Here is a 22791-nt window from a genome sequence, read left to right as displayed (position 1 = left end):
ACTTTTCACAAACCGTAAACAACACTAGATGAAGCTTTCCTTTCTCGCTTTCAAAAGCTATTTATACGCTTGCCTATATCTACTTCTATCCAGCAACGTATTGGCTGGAAATATTTTTTCTGTTAAATCCGATGGCTACGTATTTTATTGGGACATCGCCAAAGATTCGGCTTTGTTACGTAAAGAAACCCCCCGTCAACAGCTTTGGAAAGGAAGCCTTTTGCCCGCTTTCTGGCTCCAAACCGAACCAGCGGGGCGCCAATACGTTAAGGCGACACTTGTTGATGCCAGCAATCTGCGGGAAAATGGGGGAGTGGTAAAACTGGCCTTTGGTACATTAGGAAGTGGAAACCTAGAAATCAGCTACTCGCAGGGTGTGATACGTATCACGAAATTAACCGTTGATTGGAACGGTACGCCACCCAAACTGATTTCGATGTTTTTCGGTACGTCGCTCATGAGTGCGGAGGAGAAAGTTCGCGCGCCGACGCAGGAATATCCGTTCTGGCCCGACTGGGAAGCCGCCGGCATTTGCATTCCCAGCGCCAAAGGCAATCCCACCCAAAGCTTCTTTCGGATGTGGGATTTGGGCCATGCTACGTTGCCGCTGGGCAGTTTCGGGCCGAGTTTAGGTACCCCCTATGCAGCAGCTTTCCCGCGTCCTTTCTACAGTTGTGCTATGGGTAACCAGCCCGGCTGGATTGTGCTGGGAGCCGGTAGCATTCTTGACGCGGCTATGGTCTATAAAATTCAATCGTCGAACGGGTGTTTGCAATATCTCTACCGGGAAGATTTATGGAGTAAGTCGACGGCTAACCAACGGGTTTGGAACGAGCCGCTACGTATCACCTGGGCTGCAACGGCTTATGACGCTTACAAAGCCTACTTCGATTCGTTTGGACCATTTACACCGGCCCCCGGAAATCATCAACTCAATGTCTGGAACACCTGGGGCGACTTCAAAAATGGAGATTTCAATCTAAAAGCGATCACCGACAAAGCGCTGGATTTTAAAGCCGACATTCTCGCCATTGACGATTCCTGGGAAAGTGCGCAGGGAAGCGGTATCTGGAATGAAAAGCGTTTCCCGGACTACAAAGAAGACCTGGCTTACATTCGCTCGAAAGGCTTAAAAACCGGTTACTGGCAGAATATCATCTGGTTGGGCGAACCAGAAAAATTTGGTCTGACGAACGAGGATTTGCTTTGTGGGGCCGATGGCAAACCCGTAAAAACTGCCTGGAATATGAATCCGCACGGGAATGGGGCTTACTGTCTGGACCCTAGCTCAGAGAAAGCAGTGGCGTTGATTCGAAGTCGGACGCAAGCCATTGTTCGTGACCTCAAACCCGATTTTTTGAAACTGGATTTCGGTTATGGGATTCCCAGTCCTGATGTTGCTACGTCCCGAAATCCGGCGTTGCGGGGCGAAAATCTGGCGTATACGCTGCTCAAGCTGGTGTCGGAAGCGGCCCGCGAAATCAATCCGAACATCACGATTCAATACTATTCGATTCATCCCCTGTTTCGACCCGTTCAGAATCTGCTGGCGCTGGATGATATGGGCGATGCGGGCGGACACGAGATTGAAGGCCACGGACAATGGAGTGTCTGGAGTTCGCTGGCGGGGCAGCAGAATACGGCTATTACGGCGTCGAGCGGCTACGATTGGAACGCCGACGCGGAGGTTTTACTCAATACAGCCATTATTGGTGGGCAGAGTGCGGTGCTGCCCCGTAAACTGGACGATGGATCGCCGGTGCCGCTTCAGAAAATTAGTAAACGAATGGCGCTAGCTCTGTGGCATCGGACGAAAGTTGGCTGGACGCCGTTGTGGCTGAATAGCCATAAAGGCAGTTTCTCGCAGGAACCTATACCCAATTGCTGGGGACGTCTGGAAAACAACCGATTGACGGCACTGGCGCTACGGGAAAGTCAGATTTCCTTTGACAAATCGGCGATTAAGAACATGAAATGGCAGGGCCGATGGGCCTTAATTTCGCAGGACGAGCAGCCTATTTTTGAGACCAAAAAACTAGCGTTGATTCCGTTTGATGGTGGTTTTGTGGAATTGCCTCTCACAAAGAAACCAACCAAAATTGTGGCTGTTTTGAATAAAGTCGAAAAACCGTTCAGCGCGTGGGAATGGAAAAACGGTACGTTGACAATCAAGGCTACTAGTTTACAGAATAACCCCGCGTTGAACGGGTTTCTGGTTTACCAATAAGTAATTATGAAGGGATTATTTTTAGCGTGCTACGTCCTTGTTACTACGTACGCGTTTGGGCAACAAAAATCCACTCGAACCCGGCTTTTCGATTCGGATTGGCGGTTTTTGAAAGACAGTACCGTTCAGGCGGAGCAACCAACTTATAACGACGCTACGTGGCGAAAGCTGGATTTGCCACACGATTGGAGCATCGAAGATTTGCCGAACCAGAAACCCGATCAGGTAGCGGGGCCGTTTTCACGAGCGAGTGTTGGCGGTACGTCTACGGGTTTTACCGTTGGAGGAACAGGCTGGTATCGTAAATCCTTTACGCTCAGTTCGGCAGAAAAAGGGAAGACGGTCACCATTCATTTCGATGGGGCTTATACCGAAACCGATGTATGGCTGAATGGGCATCATCTTGGCTATCATGCCTATGGATACACGCCGTTCAGCTATGATCTCACCCCTCATCTATCTCTGCCGGGAAGTAAAAACGTGCTGGCCGTTCGAGTAAAAAATCTGGGTCAAAATAGCCGTTGGTATACTGGATCGGGCATTTATCGGCACGTCTGGCTGACCGTCGCTGAGCCGGTGCATATCGCTCCATTTGGCGTAGCAATCACTACGTCCCAGATTACCGAAAAATCGGCTCAGGTGCAGCTTACTACGTCGATTGACAATGTCAGCGAGAAGCCAATGCCGATTGTCGTTCAGACTACATTGATTGCACCAAACGGTAAATCAGTAAGTACTACGTCCCGGCAATCTATAACCTTAGCTGCCAATGGTAAAGCCGAGAGTAAACACGTACTGAACCTGGCGAACCCACAACTTTGGTCGCCCGAAAGGCCCCGTTTGTATAAGGCGAACGTAGTGATTTTGTTGGGCAAGAAACGGCTGGATAGTGTAGTCACTACGTTTGGGGTTCGGTCGATTGAGTTCAGTGCTGAGCGAGGTTTTGTTCTGAATGGTAGACGCGTTTTGTTGAAAGGCGGTTGCATTCATCACGACAATGGACCGTTGGGGGCCGCAGCGATCGACCGGGCCGAAGAACGAAAAGTAGAACTCTTGAAAGCCAATGGGTTTAATGCGATACGTACCAGCCACAATCCGCCTTCCAGCGCGTTACTGGACGCCTGCGACCGGCTGGGCATGCTGGTCATCGATGAAGCGTTCGACATGTGGCAGCGACCCAAAAAGCCGCAGGATTATCATCGCTTTTTCGATACGTGGTGGCAGCACGATTTAACGGCTATGATTCACCGCGACCGAAATCATCCGTCTGTCATTTTGTGGAGCATCGGTAATGAAATCAATGAGCGAGCTGATCCGTCGGGGCTGGAGATCACCAAAAAACTGGCTGATGAAGTGCACCGGTTAGATCCAACACGCCCGGTTACCGAAGCGCTTTGCGTATTTTGGGAGCATCCGGGCAAAGTCTGGGAAGATTCGGATAAGGCGTTTGCGCTGCTGGATGTGGGCGGTTACAATTACGAGTGGAAACACAATGAATCAGATCATAAGCGGCATCCTGAACGGATTATAGTCGGTACGGAAACCTTTGCCAAAGAAGCGTTTGAAAACTGGCAGCAGGTCGAAAAACATTCCTACGTCATCGGTGATTTTGTCTGGACTGCGATGGATTACATGGGCGAAACGGCTATTGGACACACAATTATTCAGCCGAAATCCGACAAAGACAGTACCAAAGCAGTGCTGCCATGGCCCTGGTTTAACGCTTGGTGCGGTGATCTGGACTTGATTGGTTTTAAAAAGCCGCAATCTTATTACCGCGATGTCGTCTGGCGAAATCGCCCCATTGCGCTAGCCGTTCATAGTCCCATTCCTGATGGTATGAAAGAAACTGTTACCAACTGGGGGTGGCCCGACGAACAACAAAGTTGGACGTGGCCGGGCGCTGAAGGGAAACCACTCCAGGTACGTGTTTTCTCGCGTAGTTCGTTGATACGTCTGGAATTGAATGGCAAACTTGTTGGCGAACAGCGCCTTCCCGATACCACAATTACGGCGACTTTTTCTGTTCCGTATCAGCCGGGCGTTCTGAAAGCAACAAGTTTTGAAAATGGCAAACCAACGGGGGCTGTCGAACTGCGTACCGCCGGAAAGCCGCACCGACTTCGTTTAACCGCCGATCGACCGGTGATACGTGCTTCACGTAACGACCTGTGCTACGTAACGGTTGAAATATTGGATGAGCATGGCAATGTAATTCCTACGGCAGACCTTCCTATTATGTTTCAACTATCAGGTGGAGGTGAATTGGCGGGCGTTGGAAACGCGAATCCTACAGACCTGAGCAGTTTTCAACAAGCGCAAAAAACTACGTTCCGTGGTCGATGTTTAGCCGTCATTCGTCCGACAGGGTCTGTTGGAAGCGTCTCACTAACTGCAAGTTCCCCCAGTTTGCCATCGGTGGATTTAAAAATAATGGTACGCTAACTAACCTAAATACAGGAGAATCCCAATCATGTCAATACGCTCAACTCTGGAGCTTATGAGCTATTCACAAGAATATCATATTAAGATCAGGGTTAGTTCAATCAAAATACGTGACATTGATTTTCTGTCGCAAAAGGTTCTAACCTGAGACTAAAGAAGTGTCGTTTATCTGCTCCAAAAATTGGTATTTAACGTTCGACGAAGTTGTGTCTGAATCAGCTTAATAGTAGAAGAATGAACTATCAATTCGGGCAGAATCAATAAATGTTGGCAAAGGGGTAACAAAGATTACCAACCATATTAATGCTACAGCTTGCTCAATTATTATCTTTGCCGTGTGAAAACTCGCTGGCGTCTTTGGATTTTACACTTGCTGACCCTGTGTTGCTTCATTTCAGCTCTTGAAGTGAATACCCGGGTGATCGTCAATACTTGGGGAGACTGTTATCAAGCTTATCTGCCCGTCAAGTATGTCGCCAATTCTAATTCGGTTCAATCGAGTAGAGTAGCCATTAAACGTACCGCTGACTCTATTGGTAAGACCAATCCGTTTGGTAGTCAGTTCTTCCTTCCGGTTTCTATTTATTTTAGGCATAGTAGCAGCCCTTTTTTTAATAGCTACCGACTTATCTACCTCCGATGCTGTCAGTGGCTTATTTGAGAAGTCATTGTGCTCCCCTGGCTTACTTTTTTAGATCGATCTAGATCTTCCTGATTCCAGACTGTCTCCGGAAACCTCTGTCCATTCCTTGCGAACTGTACGAGGTCTGGTGAGGCATTTTCCATGTGCTGTTTTCACAATCAGAAATTAGGGGCAGCCTGACTGAGCTGGCAGGAATAAAATGGCATCTTTTTTCGGCTATTTTCTCAATCGTACTTCTTCTCTATTCGGTCTTTGACCCTTCCAAAGCTGCATTCGATCACCTATGCTGCTGAATTAACCCCGGCATTTTCTGTTGACGATGGTCAGCAAATTTAGTCTTATGTTCCAGTCATACTGGATTAATCTTCATTCATTATGAATAATAAACATCGCCTTGATACCGTATCAGCGGCAGGACTTTTGGTCGCTTTAGGCATTATATATGGTGATATTGGCACCTCTCCCTTGTATACTTTACGGGCCATAATCGGGCCAATGAACCGGATTAATGCTGAGCTTGTTCGGGGGGCTATTTCCTGCGTTTTCTGGACACTCACCCTTCAAACATCAGTCAAATATGTTATTTTGATCCTTCGAGCTGACAACCGGGGCGAGGGGGGGATTTTTGCCTTGTATGCACTGATTCGTCGCCACGCCCGCTGGCTTACCTTGCCTGCTATCATTGGTGGTGCCGCTCTACTGGCGGATGGAATCATTACGCCACCTATTTCTGTTTCCTCGGCCGTGGAAGGTTTACGGCTGCTAGATTCTTCTATCAGCGATGACCGAATTGTTCAGATCGTCATTGGCATCCTAACGATCCTGTTTTTGATCCAAAGTTTTGGAACCAGTGTGGTAGGTACTGCTTTTGGCCCCATTATGTTGATCTGGTTCATTATGTTGGGCACGCTGGGAGGGATACAAATTATTCAGTCGCCGTCTATTCTATCTGCACTCAATCCTTATCATGCCTGGTGGTTGTTAGCCAAGTACCCCGGTGGATTTTGGCTGCTGGGGTCTGTATTCCTCTGCACTACAGGGGCTGAAGCGCTGTATTCAGATATGGGGCACTGCGGTCGGGCTAACATTCGGGTGAGCTGGGTGTTTGTCAAAACGTGTTTGTTGCTGAATTATTTCGGTCAGGGAAGCTGGCTTTTGAGTCAGGAAGGACAACAATTACAAAACAGAATACCCTTTTATGAACTTATGCCTCCCTGGTTTTTAACTCTGGGTATTCTTATTGCTACTGCTGCCACTGTAATTGCCAGCCAGGCTCTAATTACGGGCTCTTTCACGCTTATTAGTGAAGCTATTCGGCTTAATTTCTGGCCCAAGGTGCAACTTCGCTATCCCAGTGCACAAAAGGGCCAGCTCTACGTGCCAAGTATCAATTTCCTTCTTTGGGGCGGTTGTATTGGTGTTGTCCTTTACTTTCGGGAATCGTCTAATATGGAGGCTGCCTATGGGCTGGCTATTACCTTAACGATGCTGATGACAACCTTACTTATGTCGTATTATCTCTATACCCATAAGTATCAGGGATGGGGTATCGTTTTGTTTCTGACTGTCTATTTAGGCCTGGAAGGAAGCTTTTTGGTAGCTAATTTGATCAAATTTCCACACGGAGGCTGGGTATCCGTTCTGATCGGGTCATCGATTGCGAGTGTAATGTACATTTGGCTGCAAGCCTTTCGTATTAAACTCAGGCTAACCGAATACGTTCGCATCGACCATTACATAAAGTCCATCAAAGAACTTAGCCGCGACATTAGTATTCCCAAATATGCAACTCACTTGGTATTCATGAGCAATGCAGCTCGGCAGTCAGAAATTGAATCGAAAATTATTTATTCGATTTTTCAAAAACGACCCAAAAGGGCTGACATCTATTGGTTTGTCCATGTCGATATTACAGACGATCCCTACACAATGGAATATAAGGTGAACACAATTGCACCAGACGATGCATATAAGGTAACCTTCCGGTTAGGTTTTCGGGTAGAACAGCGAATTAATCTATTCTTTCGTAAAGTAATTGAAGATATGGTGCGCAACAAAGAGGTTGACATTACAAGTCGGTATGAATCGCTTAGTCGTCAGAATGTTATTGGCGATTTTCGGTTTGTTGTCCTCGAGAAATTCCTTTCTTTTGAGAATGAACTGCCCCAACTCGAACGACTAATCATGAATATATATTTCACGATAAAGTCTTTTACCACACCTGAAGCCCGTTGGTTTGGCCTGGATAGCAGCTCCATTAAAATTGAAAAAGTACCGTTAGTCATTCGGCCTGTGGAAAACATTCAGTTAAAACGAATTTCTACCTAATAGTGTGTGCTACTATTAACTGCAGGTTTATTTAATTAAGTATGGGGCGTAAATTTTTCACAACAACCAATTGATCGTTAGATTCTACTTTAGAACTCATACAGCTCTCGAGCTTTGCTCACGCAGCCCTGGCTCTTAATTTCAACAGGATGCATGGGCTCCACGATACATAAGTCTGACCGTGTCGTGACGATGACCTATGATCTAGTTGAGAGTGATGCTAGACTAACGTATCAAAACGGCCAATATATACTGATTAAGTCCCGTTTTGTTGAGGAAGAATGAGAATAGCTTATAAGAATTCCTGAAGGAATTGTCGTCTTTTTTTAGTAGAAATGAGCATCAAAATGCTGAAACCTGATTAGGTAAATAGTCATAATTTGGCTCTTTATTTAATCAAGTTTCTTTGATTGCTTTGACGAGACAAGCATTATAAACTTATGTGAAAATAGATTATGGCAAATCCTCTTCTACAGTCAAGTCAGGAGTCGCTACCTGGCGACTATTTTGGTACAATCTACAAAGGGAGTCTCTGGATACCGGTTGGCGTACTTATTGGAGTTGTGGTAGGTATTTGGTGGTTAGTCAAAAGGCGTAGACGTCGGTAGACAGCTAGTTTATTTTATAGCCTACTACCAAAATGGACTCTTCTTTTATTCTGCATATATCTGGCTGCGAACTGGATAACCTGCTACGTTCGTTTCAAACGTAATCAGCAACAAATTCAGGCAGGTGTAAAAAAGTGCAGGTACGGCCGGAATAGCTGCTACTAGCACAGCGAGCACATTAAAATTGCAGGTATAAAGCCAGAAACTACCTAAAACGATACTACATGGCGTTATAATCAACCCAAACCATCCCAACATAAAAAAGGGGTCGAATGAGGGAGCTGTCTCTACCGCCCGAAAGAAAAAATAAACAGCAGCCAGAAACGTAATAACATCAATACCCCAGAAAAGCCAAAGAAGTGCCATCGTCAGCGGTTACCCTATTCGGGCTGTTAAGTAATTTGATGAAGCAAATCTAACTTCACCAAATCAAGCTGACCATCACTACTTTATAACTGGAGAATCTGGCTTGATAAGTAGAGCATTTCCCGAAGTATTTGGCAGAACGCCTGTGGTAGGAGTGGCGAACGTAGCAAATTGTTAACAACTTGCTACGTAGTGCTTAAAGATATTCGACAATACGCTTCCCGGAAATACCTTTCTGGAATTCCCGACGTAGTACAACCCGGCGGTGACGGGGGTGAGTGCCCACGTATTTGATTCGTAACTTAAGGGTGAAACTTACCAGCATATAGCAACCGAACAAACATCCCAGAATAACCACAGATAACGTATTGGAAATATTCCGGTGCAGTAGCAGGAACAGGACAGTGTTGAATAACGATACGCCACACAATATGGTGGTAGCTGCAGCGTGTGATAATCCGTTGTCCAGCAAGATATGGTGCATATGATTACGATCGGCTGAGAACGGCGATTTGCCAGACAGTATGCGCACCAGAAATACCCGCAACGTATCGAAAATAGGTACAATTAGAATAACAATGGCAATGATGGGTGCATTGAAGAATGCTGTTGGCTCATAGCGATAAGAGGCATTCAGACTTACGAAACGTACAGCGAAAAATGCCAGCATGAAGCCAATAATCAGCGAGCCGGTATTACCCATGAAAATTTTGCTTGTCTGCGAAAAATTAAATCGGAGAAAACCAATGAGGGCGCCAGCTAACGTAAAGGCCAGACAGGCTATTGTGAAGTGATTGGTTAAGAGGAACCACCCGCCAAACGTGGCACTGGCAATCGTAGCAATACCACCCGCCAGACCGTCTATACCATCGATGAGGTTGATAGCATTGGTTAAAGCGATGAAAATGAAACAAGTAAGTGCGGTTCCTACAAATGGATTGATATGATAGAAACCCAGAATGCCATATAAATAGTCGACACGGAGGTCTCCAAAGAAAATCAGAATAATAGCTGCCAGAACCTGAAAGAGTATTTTCTTGGTGGGATCTATACCTACTAAGTCATCCTTAATACCGATGAAAAACAGGATGGTCATACCCACAACTGATAAATTTGTGCGATAAATATCAGTCTGGTCGATGCTGGGCCAAAGGAAATAACCAATCAGGATGGCCGCGAAAATGGCAATCCCACCAAATGTCGGGGTAGGTGTGGTATGAGAACGGCGCTCGCCGGTTTTTTCCATGAGCGACTTTAACGCCGAAATCTTAATAACAACCGGGATCGAGACGACTGATACAAAACAGGCTACCAAAAACGAAAGTATGCACTGGTACAGACCAAGTGTAAACAGATCGTCGGCGAATTTATGTTGCAGGTAAGCAATAAATAAATCAATATTCATGAGTCAGAACAGGTAAAAGTGTATGTTCTCACCTGGGATCGCTCAATGTGAGACGAGCGTTTTATTTATTTCGATACCATCATACAGTTTTCCGTACGATGATAGGTAAAAATCTCAGTTTTATTTTTGCCACTTGCAAAAAACTGATTGAACGGCTTAACCGGTTATTCATCAGGCCAGCCAGGCGGTTTAGTAACATACTGCGTTAATTTACGTAACGGCTTCAGCCAGATCGTAAAAAAATAAGGTTTCAGTCCATTGAGTTGCCAGGCGAGCTGATCGTCGCGATTGGCCCGAAGCCGATTGGATAAACTGCTGTTACTGACTCCACCTGCTCGCATCACAATCGTAACCTCGTCCATGTAGGCAAGTTTGGCCTTATTTTTGTAAATAAATCGTAAGAGCAATTCGTAGTCGGCCGCACTCTTCATATCCGTTCGGAACAGACCGTACTGCTCATATAACCATCGTTTCGCAAAAAAAGATAGATGGCCAGGCATCCATCCCCACTTAAACGCATTGTCAGTATACCAACCCGACCGCCAGTAGCGCTTAAGTTTGCGGGTATCGTCCCGGTCGACGTAAAGCATATCGCCATAAACGGCATCGCTGTCCGTTCGTTCGAACGTAGCGACCATGTTTTCAATAACTCGATTATGCCGGTAAAAATCGTCCGCATTCAGTAATCCGATCACCTCACCCGTAGCCATACGAATACCTTTATTCATAGCATCGTATAAACCTTTGTCGGGTTCCGATATAAATCGCGCAACTTTCGTGCCGTACGATTGCACAATTTCCACTGTGCCATCAGTCGACTTTCCGTCAACGATAATGTACTCAATATCTGGATATGTCTGATTCACAATTGATTCAATACAATCCCGAATGTGAGCCGCTCCGTTGTAAACAACTGTAATAATAGAAACTTTCACGTAGTAATGGTTCGTTGTCGGACCCAAACCGCCGGATTTCCCTGATAAACTCCATACGCGTTCAACGTGCGCGTTGCTACCGAATTCACGGCCAGCACCGCGTGCGATTCGCAGGAAACGCCCGCGCATACAACCGATTTGGCGCCAATCCAGACGCCATCGGCTAACGTAATGGGGCGGGTTGTCAAATCGAATGTCGAACGACGGTAGTCATGATTACCCGTCAGCAACATACTGCCCTGCGACAAACACGTATTATCACCTATGCTTACCTCGCTAAGATTATCGATCCAAACCTGTTCGCCAATCCAGACGTAGTTACCAATACGTAGTAACCACGGATATTTGATGTTAACCGCCGGTTTAATCATTACGCCCTTCCCAATCTTTGCGCCAAACAAACGTAGCACGGCCAGCTTAAATCGCACCGGAATGGGCAGGTACGTATTCAGAAAAAAGGCGTTGACCAGAAACCATAGCACAATCTTCAGCCGCGAGCCCGGATTATACCAACTATTGTCGAATCGCGATAAATCGGTTTTTCCCTGGCTTTCCTGAACGGTTGGTTCATTAGACTGGGGTAGACCCGCTGCGTCGCGCTCGTTAGTCCTGATCAACTCGTTCGCGTTGAGTCGGTCGGAGGTCTTTTCCATATTCCGTTCGGAAATAGTTAATAATGGCTTCTTTATCATCACCAACCCTGAGTTTTACTTCCATGAGTTTGGCATCGACCAGAAAACGGTACCACAGCGCCTGTAAAAAACACCAGACCAACCCTGCGCGTCCATCCAGAAACCCTAACCGAATAAAATATCGGTAAACGAAATAGATAAACGGTCGGGTAAACAGCGGTGCCGAAGCATACTTTTCTTTTAAAAATCGAATTCGTTGCTCTTGGGTTCCAAACAGACGAGGTTGTACTTTCTCGGCCCGGTCGAAATGGTGACGATAGTTGAGCAGGTTTACCATTTCCAGAATGGTGTAATGATTATGTTTCTGCGTCCACCAGGTCAGGTTATTCAGATTATGGTCAACAATGTCGTTGGTAAACTGTATAGGTTCGCCTTTGGTCAGTTTGATGTGTTCATCATGCCAGACCTGCTCACAGAAACCATCGCCCCGGCGCCACAGACGTAGCAGCCAGATAGGATAAAAACCGCCATGGCGCATCCACCGATTCAGAAAAAATACCCGGCGCTTCACGTATACACCACCAATATTCGCCGGTAAACTCGCCATTCGACTGTTGATTTCGGCGGCTAATTCGGGCATTACGTACTCATCTGCATCCATCCGCATTAGCCAATCCGTCTCAAATGGCGTATTAGCAATCCCATAATTAAATTGCGTAGCGTAATTTACCCAGGCATTCTGCACAACCACTGCCCCCAGCGACCGGGCAATCTCAACGGTACGGTCGGTTGAAAATGAGTCAACAATAAAAATTTTATTGGTAAACGGAAGTAAACTCTGAATACAGCGGGTAATGTGTTTTTCCTCGTTATGAGTCAATATGATGACAGAAACATCAGGCATACTCCAGAGTAACTATTAGTTCACAAATCGCCAGAAGGCGTATCGGCAAATATGAAAAAAGGTGCTATTTTTACTATTCCCTTTGCCAGAGATTTTATCCACGCAATATTATAACTTTTTTTATAGGGGACAAAGCCAATGAAGCAACTTTACGCAAGTGTTATATTGTTTTTGTACTATTTCTCAGCGAACGCCCAACTTACTTTCGAGCAGGTACCCCGCAACTTACAACTCTATCCGCGCGATGCAACGAACCAGGCCGAGGTCGTCGTAAGCGGTAAAATGACGGCAGCGGGTTACACCAAAATCGCGGTGCAGATGCTACGGGAAGGTGTCGCTACCAAACTGGTTAGTCAGGCTCTTTCACCAACCGATAATGGCGCTACGTTCCGCCTAGCATCTACAATAAAGGCTGAACCCGCTGAATACACATTTCGTGTCTTCCTTTATAAAGACGCTGATTCAACGCTTTTTACAACCCGTGAACGTATTGTCTGTGGCGATATTTATATCATTCATGGGCAGTCAAACGCACTGGCGGCTGCCGGACTGGGAACGTTGTATTCGTTTAATTTCGATGATAAATACCTACGCAACTGTACGTATACGTATGGGGTCCCGCTGACCGATATTCCTGCTACGATGAGTTGGTATCCGGCTAAAGATCCTTATGGTAGTGTCGGGGGATTTGGACTGACGCTTCAACGGCTGATTCTGCAAACACATGGTATTCCAACCTGCGTGATCAACGGGGCTCAGGGAGGAACGTCCATCGCTGATCTGTCGGTTCGTACTGATACTAATCATGCTAGCCTAACCAATATTTATGGCCGATTACTTTACCGAACTCAGTGGGCCGCCAACCCTAAAGTCATTAAAGCCATCATCTGGAAACAGGGCGAAGAAGACGCTGGTACGGGTATACCGGGCTATGATGCAAAATTCACGACGCTTTACAAGCAGTTTCGCGAGGACTACGGCGATTGCCGAATTTACATTGGCCAGATTAATATAATGTCGGCAAGTACGGGCGCTTCGGCGCTACGTGATTTCCAGCGTCGGACGAAGTATCTGTTCAAAAATGTGGAAACCATCGCCACGGTCGGAACGCCGGGTTTCGATGGGGTTCATTACGATGGAGAAGCCAATCAACGGCTGGCTTTTGAGCAATTCCGGCAAATCAGCCGGGATATTTACGGCTCGAAAGATACGCTCCAGATTAACTCGCCGGATATACAAAAGGTATTTTACAATGCCCGAAAAGATTCTATTTCGCTGGTTTTTGACGATCAGATGCAGATGGTCTGGAAAGCCGACACTACGTTCTATAGCTTTGCTACGGGTGAAGTTATTGCCACACGCCAGCAGAAAGATTTCTATTATCTCGATCAGCAATCCGGTTTGGTGACGGGGGGCGTAGCGCGGGGTAACCGAATTATGTTGGGCCTGAAACAACCAGCTTCCGCTAAAACGCTACGTTACCTGCCCGATTATTTCGCCGATTTCACGACAACCTATTATGACGGGCCAACCCTCCGCAATACACGGGGAATGCGCGCCTTCTCGTTCGACAACGTACCAATTGCCGACGCCATTGCACCAGTAACTAGCCTGACCGCGGTTGCCTTCTCTGATAAACAGATTCAATTGAAATGGACGGCATCGGCCAACGCGCAGACGCAGGTGCTGGAACGTGCCGACGCAACAGCAACTAATTACAAACAGATTGCCTCGTTGAACGGAACGGTCAATTCATTCATCGATACGTCCCTGCCCGATCTTTCCGGTACGTACTATTACCGGTTGCGTGGTTTCAGTGCTACGTCGGAGTCGCTCTATAGCAACGTAGTAAGCGCCCGTCCGTCAGGGGTAGTAACTCCAGAGCCAGGTGTACAGGTTTACCCCAACCCGGTTGGTGCCGACCGGAGGTTAAACGTGACCGCCTACGAAATGGCATTTACGAAAGTTGCTCTGTACGATATTATGGGGCGGGGCGTAAAAAGCTGGCAAGGAACGGCTTCGAATGCTCTTGTACTTTCTTTAGAGAGTCTTCAGACCGGTACCTATGTAGTCAGAGTGCAAACGACGGGTGGCCAGATAATCAGCCAGAAAGTGATTATCGCTGAATAAGTCAATCACCGTCTTTCGGCGGGAATGCGTAGTTTTGCGACTTTACCAGTCTCCATGAGTTATGCGCCTTGTGATTCTTACGCAGGATGACCCTTTTTACCTCGCCCGAAATATTGATTACCTGCTGAAAAAATTACCGCCCTACGCTGAAGTTGTAGCCACGGTTGTTTTCGACGTATCGCCGTTTGGAAAGCGGGAGAGTTTTCGGGATAAAATGAAAAAAACGTACGACATTTTCGGCCCGTCCTTTTTCATTCGGTACGGCCTTAAATTCGTTGCGTCAAAATTAGATAGCCGTAACAATGTCCGAAAGGTGTTAGCCGAGCGTTCGATTCCACTTATTCATATCGAGGGCAACATTAATAAAGAAGAAAATCTCGCGAAGATTAAAGAATATAAGCCAGACTTACTTGTATCTATTGCTGGTAATCAGATATTTAAGCAAAGGCTGCTAGATGTTGCTACGTATGGGTGTATCAACTTGCATACGGCTTTATTACCTAAATACCGGGGCCTGATGCCTTCGTTCTGGGTGCTACGTCATAACGAGACGCATACGGGTGTATCAGTGTTTTTTGTGGATGAAGGGATTGACAGTGGACCAATTCTGGTACAGAACAAATTGGCCATCGGCAACATGAGTCAGGCCGAATTGATTGACGTAACGAAGAAGATGGGTATGGATGCCATTCTGGAATCCATCGAAAAAATACATTCTGGGAAGTACGAACTCATCGAGAATGATGCCTCACAGATGACCTATTTCACCTTCCCGACCCGCGACGACGTAAAAGCATTTCGAGCGGCTGGCAAACGGTTTTATTGATTAATAATGTGTAATGAATAATCGACACGGAAGTATCCAATTGATGCCAAGTTCATTATTCATTATCCATCGTTCATTACACATTATTTATTAACAATGAACATCCTGACATTTGATATTGAAGAATGGTTTCATATTCTAGACAATTCGTCTACCCGTACCGAGGCTGAATGGAGTCGGTACGAGACCCGAATTCATCAGAATATGGACCAGATTTTCCGACTTCTGGACGAAACCAACAGCCGCGCTACGTTCTTCTGCCTGGGTTGGGTGGCTGACAAACATCCCGACGTAATTCGGCGAATCGATGCGGCTGGTTACGAAATTGCTACGCATTCGTATGCGCACCAGCTTGCCTACGAGCAAACCCCCGCCGAGTTTCAGGCTGATCTGGAGCGGTCAATCAAGCATTTGCAGGATTTGACAGGTAAAAAAATTCGGGCGTACCGGGCTCCCGGTTTTTCTATCAAGGAGTATAATCGTTGGGTGTTCCCGATTTTGATTGAGAATGGTATCGAGATTGATTGTTCGGTATTTTCCGCTCGTCGGGCGCACGGGGGCGATGCGTCGCTGGGCATGTTCGAACCGGGTTATCTGGATGTAAACGGTACGTTGCTGAAAGAATTTCCTATCAATACAGCCGCTGTTTTCGGCCAGGACCTGATTTTTTCGGGCGGTGGCTATTTTCGACTGTTTCCTTACCAGCTCATCAAGCGGCTCACCAATCGCTCAAAGTACGTCATGACGTATTTTCACCCCCGCGATTTCGACGCCGACCAGCCCATGATTCCGGGCTTGAGCCGAGTGCGTCAGTTTAAATCGTACTACGGTTTGCGGGGATGCTGGCCCAAACTCAAGCAGTTATTGCAGGAGTTCCCGTTCACTGACCTGGCCGAAGCTGATCGACAAGTTGACTGGAAGAACGTAACGAGGAGGGTTGTAGATATCTAGAGTTGTAAGGTTATAAAGTTATAGGGTTGTAAAGTTGGCTGACGCGAAAGCAATCTAGGCGTCAGCCAACTTTACAACCCTATAACTTTATAACCTTACAACTCTATAATTACTCAGGCTTCACCACCTTCGCATACTCATCGAGCAGCCGTTTGGCAACAATGTCGATGTCGTATTGGGCTTCCAGCAGGGCAGTAGCGTTCTGGCTGGTTTGCTGACGTAGCGCATCGTTGCCCAGCATATTTTCCAGCCCCTTCCGGACCCCTTCGGGGGATAGATCTACGAGTTCGGCAGCTTTGTGCTCACGTATCGTTTCGCCGAAACCGACCCGGTCTGAAACTAACGCGGGCGTACCAGCCGCCATTGCTTCCAGTACCGCCATCGAAAAACCTTCAGAGTAGGAGGGAAGCGTAAACAAATCGGCGTCGGCGAGAGCGGCTTTTTTATCATCGCCCGTGAGCATACCAACCAGCTTTACCGAATCGCCGAGTTGATTTTGCGCAATAAACTGACGTACTGTTTCTTCATAACCATCGTCGGAACCGGCCAGGGCAAGCATGGCGTTCGGATGGTTGCGTACGTAATCCCGAAAACCGGGCAAAAGCAGATCCAAGCCTTTTTTTACGTTCAATCGACTCATGAACAGCACCAGCTTTTTGTCAGCCGGAAAACCGAATTTTGCCCGGAACGTACCACGCGGAGGAAGTTTGGCAAAATCACTCATTTTCACCCCATTCGGAATAATCACTACGTTCGGATGCTGATACCCCAAATAACGTAGCACATCCGCACGCTCGTCGGTATTGTTGATCTGGACAAGATCGGCCCGGCGCAGATAGGCTTTCTGGGCTAACGTATCCATCAGCCGTTTTTTCCAGTTGTTATGCGCATACACCCAACGGTCGAGCACACCGTGAATGGTAATGACTTTCGCTACGTTACGGTCAATCATGAACGGGGCCAACGTACCAAAATGCCATAAACCGTGGCAATGCACAACGTCGTATTCGTGAATGTGTTTTTTCAGATATTGGTATAACTCAACGGAAAACTCCCGAAAAAACGTACTGATAGGCGTGGTACGTTTGCAGAGAATCAGTCGGGCGCCTTCGGGGACGGTATACGGTTTTTCGTTGGGCGAAATTGGGCTTAGAATGTCAACCTGATGCCCCAGACGTAGCGCAACCTGGGTATGATCGAAGATAATTTTGGGAGGGCCGCCGGTTTCCCAACTGTAGGCGCAGATGTTTAAAATTCGCATAGATAAGGCGAAATAACCGCTTAGGTTGCAATTTTCATAAAGCCATCGAGCATTTCCTGCGCAACAGCTTCAGGTGAGTACGGCGCGATACGTTCGCGAGCCGCTTCACGCATCGATGCTACGTCGACCGTTTCGTCCATGAACCGACGTTGCAATTGTATCAATAATTCGGGCTGGTAGGGATCGAAAATAAAACCAGTTTGGCCGTCTCGAACCAAATCAGGAACGCAGCCGCAGCGGTCGGAAACAATAACGGGTAAACCACACACCATCGCTTCATTGACAACCAACCCCCAGGGTTCAGACAAACTCGGCAGCACGAGCACATCGCTGAGTGCCAGTACATCCGGCACCTGAAACCAGGGACGACCGGGCAGAAAATGAATCGTGTCAGTAATGCCCAGGTTTTCGGACTGCTGCTGAAGCGAAGCCTGTTCGGGGCCGTCGCCCAAGAAAATCAGTCCCCATTGTTTGCCCTGAGCCGATTGCTTTTGGGCATCGGCAAATGCCGTTACCAGAGCTGATAAGTTTTTAGCTGGAATCAACCGACCTACGAAAATGAAATTATGCGGTCGTAATTTGAGGCTGTTCTGAGTTTCTGTGCGGGAACGTAGCGCGTGCTCATAAGCCGTCCGAAGGCTGTCATTATCGACGGCACTTTTACGTAGTAAAATTTTATGGGCAGGAACGCCTAAACGAATTAAGTAGTCGGCGGATTGGCTTCCGAAACAAAAAAAACCATCGCATCGTCCGAAAATCCATCTTTTTAAGGCCTCTTTCCAACCACCACGCTGATGATCAGTTTCCGTACTTTCATTTTGTAGAATGACTTTCACGCCGTTCAGTTTTGCCCAAAGCAGCAGCAGAATCTGCGCCGGGTCGTAGTATCCCGTCAGGTTTATTACGTCGGGACGGTACGCTCTGGCACGACGTAGCAGCGCTTTCGCTCGTTCTTTTAAAGGAATGTCGTCGAGAAATTGGTCGAAAAGGAGCTCGTAGTCGTACTGATACGTTGGTGCTGATGGATCGTTGGCCGTGGCTTCAAGTCCCGCCCGTGAACGCTCGTTTCGGGCAATCTGCAATACGTGTACCGAGCAGTCAGTCCGTTGGTCGACCAAACGCTGAAGTGCCTGAAAGACAGCCGATTTATAATGAGCCCATAATAAATTATGGACGATGAGAATACGCATTTATAGGAAAAAGAAACACAAATTTGTGACGAAAAAAGCATCATTCCTGCGCTCGCGTCGATAAATTTGTAAATGTGTTTGTGTCGATAGCGTGTCTGTCGTGATCAGGCTATTAGTTATAACCAACTCATGCAGATACCCCAGCTTACGTTTACGCGGTTTATTGCGGCTGCCGTTGTCCTGGTTTTTCATGGCGCTCGCGGAACGTATCCCTTTACGGTTTATCCGGGACGATACCTGATTGAATATGGCAGCGTAGCCGTCGTTTATTTCTTCGTCTTATCCGGATTCATCCTGACCATAACGTATCAGTCGAAACGGGAACGTAGCGGCACCATCAACCGGCGACAGTTCTGGCTGGCTCGTTTCGCCCGGATTTTTCCGCTTTATTTTTTCGCCTTATTGCTGACTTTATTCGTGCTGACGGTTCTGTATGCCCAAACCGTAACGCCTGCTTCAGTAATAGCTAGCCTGACCCTGACGCAAGCTTGGATTCCGTCGCTGGCCGATACGTTGAATGGGCCGGGCTGGTCTCTATCGGTTGAAATGTTTTTTTACGCAATTTTCCCCTGGCTGTTACCTCGCTTAGATTTGTTGTCCAATCGCCTGCTATTGGGAATGACTGTTGTTTGCTGGCTGGTTGGCGTTGGCTTATTTTACGCGATAGCGGATCATCTGATACCGATTAATTTGTCTCCCGAAGCGCATCATAATCTACTGAATTATTCGCCTTGGATACACGTAGCGTCCTTTGTTAACGGATGTATAAGCGGACTGCTTTTCTGGCGCTACGTCCGTCAGAATCCCGCTTCTGCCAACCGCAACCGGCTTTCCTGGGGAATGCTGCTACTCGGCGCTGTCGGAATCGTTGGGCTTGGCTCTGACATTTTCATCATGCAATACGCGCAGGGAGGAGTACTGACGCCCGTTTTTATTCTCTTTATAACTGGGTTGAGCCTGCAAACGAATACGCCGTTAACAAAGCTGTTTTCTTGGCGTCCTCTGGTGTATCTAGGTGAAATCAGCTACGGCATTTATATTCTGCAACTGCCTGTAATTAGGTTGTTTAAGCAGATTGATCCCCTCGCGCTTGGGGATACATTCCTACGGGATATATTTACGTTTGTGGCCTTATTTGTTGTGACGATGGTTTGCTACCATCTTATTGAAAAACCGGCTCAAACATTCATTCAAACACGCTGGAACCCCAGAATGGTACGTCCCCGAGCTAACTAGTGCGATTGACGTTAAAAAGTTATAGAGTCGTAAAGTTGTAGAGTTGGCTTCGCATGAGCTAAAAACTCTACAACCTTACGACTCTATAACTTTTTAACTTCTCTGCAAAAAGCTTTTATCGAATCAGCCAGGGCTACCTACCATTTCTTCCTGCACAACCAGATAATTATCGTTGCTTTCTTCGGGATGATCTACCAGATAAGCCGGGAATAGATGCTCCTGGCCCATAAATCGGGTCATCATAGCTAACGGAAACAGGAACGTAATTTCGTAAGGACGCCCACCCGTAAAGACCAGCACGAAAATGAGCGTGTAAAAGTAGGCCAGAAACGTACTGAGCGGATTAGGGTTTGTCCGCATGATGTTGTAGCAGTAATAGATCGCCATCACGTTTATGCCACCAAATAACAGAAAGCCAAAAATACCCTGGTCAATCAGTGATTCTATCATCGGGATGTCGAGGTAAAAATATTTGTAGCCATACCCCAGAATGAGCATATGCAGGTGACCCGTGATTACGATGTAAAAGAATCCTGCACTGGTTGAGCGGTTAGCCGCTGATTCATCCAGAACGGCACTATAATCAGCGCCTTTGGCTTTCATGCCTAACAGCGCATAGATGTTGTCCATGTTACGTTCCATGAATCCAATCACGTAGCCATAGAGTACCGCATACGTATCATAGTTTCGCTGAAAAAAAACGATGATACTGACAACCCCAACCAGCATGATAGTGATGGGAATAGGCTTGAATAGTCCCCGAATAGTTGAGCGTATCTGAGCAGGCCGGGCATTGAAATATAGAAAGCAGATAACCGCCAGAATCAGACCCACGATCGACGAACGGGTTTGTGTCAGGATGAGAATCGCGAGACTGAAGGAGCCCGAAAAAAACGAAAGCAGCCTGAACAGGATGTGCGTATTGGGCCGCATAATCCAGATGCCACAGGCCACAATTCCCATAAACGCATTACGGGCAAATACGTGCGGGTTACCCGACCCGTCGTCATTGTCACCCAGCGAGATAGTTGCCCGTTGTCCAACGGTCCAGGTGGGGTCGGTAATGAGCGAATACAGCAACGCCATATTCGATACGAGGGTAAAAAAAACGACAACCGGAATGAATACCCGAATGATGTCATTCGGAATATTGATGAGCAAAAACATGAAAATCAGCACGTAGGCGTAATAAATCAGGTCTTTGCCATAATCTTCAAAGTGAGGGTTACCATTGAAGAAAAACATGTAAAAAATGCTCATGGCCAGGAACCCGATCAGAAGCGTCAGCATCATTATGTTCGGTCGATACAGACGTTGCAGAAACGTAAAGGGTACCATCAGCAAAAGGCCACCTGCAAAACCAGCCGCCGTAAACGCTGTGCTGTTGGGAGCCAGATGCAACGTATCGCGAAAGAAAAAGATAATCGGGTAGCCATCGAGCAACATGCAAATCCCCACCACTAAGCGAATGAGGTCTATCGTTTGCAGAAAGCGAAAAAACTTAGTCATGATTACGTTAAACTAACGACTGATACACGTCCAGCGTCTGCCGGGCTGTTTTATCACAGGAAAAATCACGAAGGCGTTCGGTGCCTTTCTGGCGCAAATCGGCGCAGAGTTCATCGTCCGTAACAATACGTTCGATAGCATGCTCTATGGAAGTGTCGTCTTCCGGATCAAAATACAAAGCCGCTTCAGCCGCCACTTCGGGTAAAGAACTAGCATTACTAAGCACCACCGGGCACTCATTGCCAAAGGCTTCCAGCACAGGAATGCCAAACCCTTCGTTCAGAGACGGAAAAACAAACGCCCGGGCGTGTTGGTATAGCGCGAGTAGGCTCTCGTCGGATGCCGAACGATAGAGAACCCGATCGGCGAGACGGGCAGCGTAAAACGAATTATGTTCCTGCTGCGAAAAAGGACCGCCCCCTGCGCAAACCAAATGCAAATCAGGATGACGCTGTAATACAGGCTGAATGGCTCGAAAAAAAACGTCGAAGTTTTTATATACTTCCCGCTTACCCACGTAAAGCAGGTAAGGCATAGGAATTGGCCGTCCCATAGGCGCTTTCCCGGCCGATTGCTTCCGCAGCCGGGTTCCCAGATGAATCACTTTAATTTTTTCAGGATTCACCGGAAAATACCGAAGGATTTCCTGCTTCGAATACTCGGAAACAGAGATAATGCAGTCGGCTCTACGTATCAACTCCTTTTTAATATCATATAGTCCTTTCCCCAGTTCAGGATATTGATCTCCGTAACGCTCACTGGCTGCATCGTGAAACGTAATAACCAAGGGCTTAGAGCCAATCGAATCCAAGAAATAACGATGATAATACGTTGGGTGAAAAACGTCGAATTTGCCCGCCTGAATACGTTGCTGGCTATATAAACGGTTCAATAAAGAAGCCAGGCGATTAATATTTCGGGAACCCGACAGGCGACGATAACGCAGGTGATTGCTGAACGATTCCTGCTCCAGATACTCATTATTCGATAGCCGGAGCGATAAATCGAACTCAATCTCAGGCCATTTGGCAAACGAACGCATCAGCTCGAAAAAATAGCGGGAAACGCCCCCGTAGGGCAAACCCGTAAAGGCTTGATGGTCGAACAGGACTTTCATAAAGGGAGTGATACGTACACACTCAGTTGTATTTTTCTGAGATAGTACACCCGCAAAAATAGTGCTATTTGTTGATAA

At 47.0% G+C, this 22791-nt stretch carries 16 protein-coding genes; 7 read left to right on the top strand and 9 right to left on the bottom strand.

Going from position 1 to position 22791, the window contains the following annotated elements; genetic code table 11:
* Positions 1-28 precede the first annotated feature (28 nt).
* From ACYVF1_RS14555 to ACYVF1_RS14545, 3 genes are all read left to right on the top strand, one after another.
* Positions 29-2227 (top strand): alpha-amylase family protein, encoded by a 2199-nt coding sequence (locus ACYVF1_RS14555; protein WP_461079922.1) that lies wholly within the window; start codon positions 29-31, stop codon positions 2225-2227.
* Positions 2228-2233: 6 nt separating this feature from the next.
* The gene (locus tag ACYVF1_RS14550; protein WP_461079920.1) at positions 2234-4672 is read left to right on the top strand and encodes a glycoside hydrolase family 2 TIM barrel-domain containing protein; all 2439 of its coding nucleotides are present in this window, start codon (positions 2234-2236) and stop codon (positions 4670-4672) included.
* 1018 nt (positions 4673-5690) lie between these two features.
* A complete protein-coding gene (locus ACYVF1_RS14545) occupies positions 5691-7643 on the top strand; it encodes a KUP/HAK/KT family potassium transporter (RefSeq protein WP_461079918.1) in 1953 nt (650 codons plus the stop codon).
* A 653-nt stretch (positions 7644-8296) separates the two neighbouring features.
* Here the strand turns inward: ACYVF1_RS14545 and ACYVF1_RS14540 are convergent.
* From ACYVF1_RS14540 to ACYVF1_RS14520, 5 genes are all read right to left on the bottom strand, one after another.
* The gene (locus ACYVF1_RS14540) at positions 8297-8617 is read right to left on the bottom strand and encodes a hypothetical protein (protein ID WP_461079916.1); all 321 of its coding nucleotides are present in this window, start codon (positions 8615-8617) and stop codon (positions 8297-8299) included.
* Between the two features lie 196 nt (positions 8618-8813).
* Positions 8814-10022, bottom strand: coding sequence for an MraY family glycosyltransferase (locus tag ACYVF1_RS14535; RefSeq protein ID WP_461079914.1), 1209 nt, complete (start codon positions 10020-10022; stop codon positions 8814-8816).
* A 164-nt stretch (positions 10023-10186) separates the two neighbouring features.
* Entirely contained in the window at positions 10187-10957 is a 771-nt protein-coding gene (locus tag ACYVF1_RS14530; protein ID WP_461079913.1) for a glycosyltransferase family 2 protein, read from the bottom strand.
* A complete protein-coding gene (locus ACYVF1_RS14525) occupies positions 10954-11610 on the bottom strand; it encodes a WcaF family extracellular polysaccharide biosynthesis acetyltransferase (protein ID WP_461079912.1) in 657 nt (218 codons plus the stop codon). The genes ACYVF1_RS14530 and ACYVF1_RS14525 overlap by 4 nt, the downstream gene beginning before the upstream one ends.
* On the bottom strand, positions 11561-12493 hold the full coding sequence (locus tag ACYVF1_RS14520) for a glycosyltransferase family 2 protein (RefSeq protein ID WP_461079911.1): 933 nt from the start codon (positions 12491-12493) through the stop codon (positions 11561-11563). The genes ACYVF1_RS14525 and ACYVF1_RS14520 overlap by 50 nt, the downstream gene beginning before the upstream one ends.
* A 138-nt stretch (positions 12494-12631) precedes the next feature.
* Between ACYVF1_RS14520 and ACYVF1_RS14515 the strand changes: the two genes are divergently transcribed.
* The 3 genes from ACYVF1_RS14515 (at position 12632) to ACYVF1_RS14505 (ending at position 16400) form a co-directional block, all read left to right on the top strand.
* Entirely contained in the window at positions 12632-14623 is a 1992-nt protein-coding gene (locus ACYVF1_RS14515; protein ID WP_461079909.1) for a sialate O-acetylesterase, read from the top strand.
* Between the two features lie 61 nt (positions 14624-14684).
* Positions 14685-15449, top strand: a complete 765-nt coding sequence (locus ACYVF1_RS14510; protein WP_461079908.1) for a methionyl-tRNA formyltransferase — start codon at positions 14685-14687, stop codon at positions 15447-15449.
* A gap of 96 nt (positions 15450-15545) precedes the next feature.
* Positions 15546-16400 carry a polysaccharide deacetylase family protein gene (locus ACYVF1_RS14505; RefSeq protein ID WP_461079906.1) on the top strand — a complete coding sequence of 285 codons (855 nt, stop codon included), beginning with the start codon at positions 15546-15548 and terminating at the stop codon, positions 16398-16400.
* 109 nt (positions 16401-16509) lie between these two features.
* Here ACYVF1_RS14505 and ACYVF1_RS14500 read toward each other — a convergent pair whose 3' ends face one another.
* Positions 16510-17661: a glycosyltransferase gene (locus ACYVF1_RS14500; RefSeq protein WP_461079904.1), complete on the bottom strand. Its 1152-nt coding sequence runs from the start codon at positions 17659-17661 to the stop codon at positions 16510-16512.
* 20 nt (positions 17662-17681) lie between these two features.
* Complete coding sequence (locus tag ACYVF1_RS14495; protein WP_461079903.1) at positions 17682-18851, bottom strand: glycosyltransferase; 1170 nt, start codon at positions 18849-18851, stop codon at positions 17682-17684.
* A 129-nt stretch (positions 18852-18980) separates the two neighbouring features.
* Between ACYVF1_RS14495 and ACYVF1_RS14490 the strand changes: the two genes are divergently transcribed.
* Entirely contained in the window at positions 18981-20087 is a 1107-nt protein-coding gene (locus ACYVF1_RS14490; RefSeq protein ID WP_461079901.1) for an acyltransferase family protein, read from the top strand.
* Positions 20088-20210: 123 nt separating this feature from the next.
* Here the strand turns inward: ACYVF1_RS14490 and ACYVF1_RS14485 are convergent, their stop codons facing one another.
* Both ACYVF1_RS14485 and ACYVF1_RS14480 read right to left on the bottom strand, forming a co-directional pair.
* Entirely contained in the window at positions 20211-21596 is a 1386-nt protein-coding gene (locus tag ACYVF1_RS14485) for a hypothetical protein (RefSeq protein ID WP_461079899.1), read from the bottom strand.
* A gap of 7 nt (positions 21597-21603) precedes the next feature.
* A complete protein-coding gene (locus ACYVF1_RS14480) occupies positions 21604-22713 on the bottom strand; it encodes a glycosyltransferase family 4 protein (RefSeq protein WP_461079897.1) in 1110 nt (369 codons plus the stop codon).
* Between the last annotated feature and the right edge of the window lie 78 nt (positions 22714-22791).

The sequence above is a fragment of the Spirosoma flavus genome (genome assembly GCF_054778555.1).
The sequence above is the reverse complement of the archived record's forward strand: the minus strand, read 5'-3'. Positions and strand labels throughout refer to the sequence as shown.